At 55.8% G+C, this 2,597-nt stretch carries 1 protein-coding gene; it reads left to right on the top strand.

Annotated features, from left to right (window positions below; all coding sequences use genetic code 11):
- Positions 1 to 97 precede the first annotated feature (97 nt).
- Positions 98 to 2,494 carry a DEAD/DEAH box helicase gene (locus SM763_RS24020; protein WP_369000096.1) on the top strand — a complete coding sequence of 799 codons (2,397 nt, stop codon included), beginning with the start codon at positions 98 to 100 and terminating at the stop codon, positions 2,492 to 2,494.
- Positions 2,495 to 2,597 lie beyond the last annotated feature (103 nt).

Genomic DNA, 2,597 nt, shown 5'->3' with positions numbered 1-2,597 from the left:
CAGAAGAGATCGCTCATGTCACCGCTCCGTTTTCGGAGGCGTGAATCACGCAGCGCAACAGAAATCAATGCATCCTGACCCTAGACGGGATTGCTCCTTGATGTGGGCCAGCACGACCATGGTTGCCCGCGGTGTGATTGCAAAGACCATCGAACAACTGCAGGGCAAAGTCGATCGCGTCGACATCGTCTACATCTGTTCCAATCAGGCTATTGCTGAACAGAACATCAAGTCGCTCAATGTGGTGGGCTCTGCAACCAAACCTCTGAACACCCGCCTTACGCTGTTGCCGCTTGAGATCGAGAAGGAAGGCGGTATTGCTTCCCGACCCATAAATTTGATCAGCCTCACCCCTGGAACTGCATTAGACCTCAAGTCTTCCCTTGGAACTGCGCCTGAACGGGCGCTGATCTTTGAAATGCTCCGTGCGCGGATAGGTTTGCGCCATCGCGGCATCCAACGAGTGTTCCGTGGCGGCGTTTCTGAGGAGAACTGGCGGGGCTGGACGACATGGATCCGGGGTGAACGGATCTCGCGAGACATCGCTGATAAGTTCAACCGGGTGGTTGATGATAAATTCATAAAAAGGCTTCGTGAGGCGGCGGACCTTGCCAGACGGCACAAGCATCCCACTTATCCCGACGACCAGCGCCCTGCCGCGATGATCGGTGAGCTGCGACGAATGCTTGCGAAGATCTGTGTGGATGCTTTGACACCGGATCTCATCATTCTCGACGAGTTCCAGCGCTTCGCTGAACTCCTGCACGATCATGATGACGAGGTCGCGCCTGAAAAGGCAGCGGCCGCTGAATTGGCGCGAGCATTGTTTTCATACAATGGGGAGGATGGATCGAAGGCGCGGCTTCTGCTTCTGTCCGCCACGCCTTATCGCATGCTAACGCTTAGTAGCGATGCACCAGAAGAGGGCGAGCACTACGCCGATTTTTTACGGACGATGCGCTTCCTTTTCGGCGATGTTGAAGGTCCGGCGCGCGTACGGGAATTGAAAAGCGAACTTGCCAAGTTCAGGCGATCGCTCCAGTCGATGCCGAGTGCTCGAGCGATAGCAATAGAGCAACTGGATAGATTACATGGTATCCTGAGCCGGGTCATTGCCCGCACAGAGCGCGTCGATTCTACCGAAGATCGCAATTCTCTCGTCCAAGAAGTCATACCCGAAATAGCTATCGACACCGATGATCTGCGAGAGGCGAAAGCAGTAGCAAGAGTTGCAGAACTCGTTGGGGCTCCCAGCATCATCGAGTATTGGAAATCGGCGCCTTATCTGCTGAACTTCATGCGGGGGTACAAGCTGCGCGATCGGCTTCAAGCGTTGAAACCAAATCCGGCTGCCGCGCTGCGCAAGGCAATTCGAGAGGCCTCCCCACACTTCATCAGCAAAAAACAGATTGAAGATTATGCCGAGCTACCATTTCGCAACGGGAGGATGCGTGCTCTTGCGGATCTGGCGTTCAATGAGGCTCTTGATCGATCGCTCTGGATCCCACCGTCGCGCCCCTCATTCGGCATGCCAAAGTCCGGTACCAAGGCGTTGGTATTCTCAGATTGGTCGATGGTGCCAGATGCGATCGCTGCTTTGCTGTCGCACGAGGCGAGCCGCCGAATGGGTATGTCGCCGGACCTTGTCAGCAGGACTAGTAGGCCAATTGGTGTCGATGAACTTATGCCGATGCTCTACCCGTCGCCCTCGTTGGCGGCACTTGTTGATCCTCTCGTGTTGGAGCGGCGGTTCGGCCGAGCTGAAAGCTATGAGATTTTGCACGCTCAGGCCTGCATGGCTCTGCGTGAGCAGCTTGCGGTGGATGCAATCGCAGAACTCGCTCAATCGAACGACCGCGTCCTCGCGCTCGCACTTGACAGAACGCTCGGGCGCGAAGTGGGCTGGTCCAGAGTCGGAGTCGTTGACCATGATGGTCACGATGAACATGGAGCAATGGCTCGAACCATCGCCACACTTCGAGAGGCACTCCAAGCTGATGAGCGTCAGGGTGAAATCGACCCTGACACAGTTGTCGAAAAGCTAGCCAGCCTTGCGCTTGGCTCGCCTGCGATATGTGCACTTCGAGCTCTTTCGCGACTTTGCCCGGAGCTCGCCGTAGACGACCCGGAATTGATCAGCGCATCAATCGGGATCGCACTCGGTTTTCGGAGCCTATATAATCAGCCTGAAACCCGTGCATTGCTGGCCGAAACCTCGCCTCTAAATTATTGGCGCGACATCATTAAGCACGCCGCGCAAAGCGACCTTCCTGCGGTTCTGGACGAATATCTTCAACTCGTCCTGGAAACCGAACGCGCCGAAAAATTAGCTCCGAAGGATCGTGCGAAGGTCATCGCTTCAAACGTTATTGCTGTGGTCGCCTTGCGCCCTGCACAGATCACATTGGACCACTGGTCGACAAAAGCGGGGCGTCTGTATGAACAGACCTTCGAAGTGCGTGCCCGTTTCGCCATGTGTCGCGTTGCCCTTTAATCTGAGACGCGAGGGAGTGGACAGAACATGGGGGTCGTCGTCGGTGATCTGGCCTGTGCTAAGGTAAGCTCTTTGTATGGGGGGCTGCCATGGACGTACGGAT

It is taken from the genome of Pseudophaeobacter sp. C1-32P7 (genome assembly GCF_041008775.1).
GTDB lineage: Bacteria > Pseudomonadota > Alphaproteobacteria > Rhodobacterales > Rhodobacteraceae > Phycobacter > Phycobacter gallaeciensis_A.
Note: the sequence above shows the minus strand (reverse complement) of the source record. Positions and strands in the feature narration are given on the sequence as shown.